At 55.4% G+C, this 401-nt stretch carries 1 protein-coding gene; it reads left to right on the top strand.

What is annotated here, in order from left to right:
- On the top strand, window positions 1–401 hold a 401-nt coding region (locus QKE30_RS10810), incomplete at both ends, for an IS3 family transposase (RefSeq protein WP_347934781.1).

Below are 401 nucleotides of genomic sequence, written 5' to 3'. Positions count from 1 at the left end.
AGGCAGCAGGTATCCCACGGTCGACGTTCTTCTACCACCAGAAACGACTCGGCCAGCCAGATAAGCACGCCGAGCTCAAAGACGCGATCCGGGCAAGTTTTGAACGTAACAAGCATCGCTACGGCTACCGACGAGTGCTACTTGACCTGCGTAACCAGGGGTGGGTGGTCAACCACAAACTCGTCTACAAACTCATGCGTGAGATGGGCGTTCGAGCCAAGATCCGCCAACGTAGACCTTATGTTTCCTATGCTGGGACGATCAGCCACATCGCTGACAACAAACTTGACCGCAAGTTCACCCCGGATCAGCCAAATACCGTCTTTGTCAGCGACGTCACCGAGTTCAGGGTTGCAGGCCGCAAGGTCTACCTGTCACCGGTGATGGACCTGTTTGACCGT

Source organism: Corynebacterium sp. c24Ua_83, assembly GCF_039907245.1.
Classification (GTDB): Bacteria; Actinomycetota; Actinomycetes; order Mycobacteriales; family Mycobacteriaceae; genus Corynebacterium.
Note: the sequence above shows the minus strand (reverse complement) of the source record. Positions and strands in the feature narration are given on the sequence as shown.